Origin of the sequence: Mycoplana azooxidifex, from assembly GCF_014196765.1 — a bacterium.
Lineage (GTDB): Bacteria > Pseudomonadota > Alphaproteobacteria > Rhizobiales > Rhizobiaceae > Mycoplana > Mycoplana azooxidifex.
In genome coordinates this window covers 1-1,516 of sequence record NZ_JACIEE010000027.1, presented here as the reverse complement: position 1 = coordinate 1,516, position 1,516 = coordinate 1, and the positions used below count along the sequence as shown (strand labels likewise).

Genomic DNA, 1,516 nt, shown 5'->3' with positions numbered 1-1,516 from the left:
TACCTGCTGCAAACGCACGAGATGCTCTTCGATGCCCATTGGCACGGCTTCAGGGTCTTCGGTGGTGTGCCTGCGCGGGGAATTTATGACAATATGCGTACTGCGGTCGATCGCGTCGGCCGCGGTAAAGAGCGACAGGTCAATGTCCGCTTCCAGGCAATGACGAACCACTACGTCTTTGCGCCTGAGTTCTGCAATCCCGCCGCAGGCTGGGAGAAGGGCCAGGTCGAGAAGAACGTCCAGGATTCTCGACCGCGGCTGTGGCAACAGATGCCGGACTTCCCGGATTTACTGGCGTTGAATGCCTGGCTGGAACAGCATTGCCAAAACCTGTGGCGCGAGACACCGCATGGCACTTTGCCCGGCACGATTGCGGACATCTGGGCTGCCGAGCAGGCCGCACTGATGGCGTTGCCTGCAGCTTTCGACGGCTTTGTCGAACAGAGCAAGCGAGTCTCACCAACATGCCTGATCACCTTTGAACGGAACCGCTACAGTGTGCCTGCATCGTTTGCGAACCGGCCCGTCAGCTTGCGGATCTATCCCGAGCGGCTGGTCGTTGCGGCCGAAGGGAATATCCTCTGCGAACACACGCGGGTGATCGAGCGCAGTCACGACAAACCACCGCGAACGATTTACGACTGGCGGCATTACCTTGCGGTCATCCAACGCAAGCCCGGTGCCCTGCGCAATGGCGCGCCCTTCCTGGAATTGCCGTTGGCCTTTCGGCGACTACAGGACCAGATGCTCCGCCGCCCTGGCGGTGATCGTGAGATGGCCGATATCCTTGCTCTCGTTCTTCATCACGACGAACAGGTCGTCCTCCGCGCTGTGGAACTTGCCCTGGATGCGGGTGTGGCAACCAAAACGCATGTGCTGAACCTGCTGCATCGGCTGATCGACGGCAAAACCACTGATGGTCCCGACATCGACACACCACAGGCGCTGACCTTACTGCGCGAACCCAAGGCCAACGTCGAACGCTACGATGGCTTGCGTGTCCGGATCGTGGGAGGTCGCCATGCGTCATGATCCTGCCAGCGCCGCCGTCGTCATCATGCTGCGTAGCCTGAAGATGTACGGCATGGCCCAAGCGGTCACGGACCTGATCGAGCAAGGAGCACCAGCGTTCGATGCGGCCGTGCCGATCCTGTCCCAGTTGCTGAAAGCCGAGATGGCCGAACGTGAGGTTCGTTCGATTGCCTATCACATGAAGGCCGCCCGTTTCCCTGCTTACAAAGACATCTCCGGATACGACTTCGCCGCCAGCGAGATCAACGAAGCGACGGTGCGCCAATTACACCGATGCGAGTTCATGGACGGAGCGCAGAATATCGTGCTCGTCGGCGGGCCGGGCACAGGCAAAACCCACGTGGCGACCGCCCTCGGTGTCCAGGCGATCGAGCATCATCGCCGAAAGGTCCGCTTCTTCTCGACCATCGAATTGGTCAACGCTCTCGAGCAGGAGAAGGCCAAAGGAAAGGCAGGCCAGATCGCCGAGACGCTGGTTCGCCTC

2 protein-coding genes are annotated in these 1,516 nt (G+C 60.3%); both read left to right on the top strand.

Annotated features, from left to right (window positions below; genetic code table 11):
• Positions 1-1,032 (top strand): IS21 family transposase (gene istA / locus GGQ64_RS27535; protein WP_183808492.1); only part of this gene is annotated, 1,032 nt, incomplete at its 5' end.
• Positions 1,022-1,516 (top strand): ATP-binding protein (locus GGQ64_RS27530; RefSeq protein WP_183808491.1); only part of this gene is annotated, 495 nt, incomplete at its 3' end. The genes istA and GGQ64_RS27530, both read left to right, overlap by 11 nt.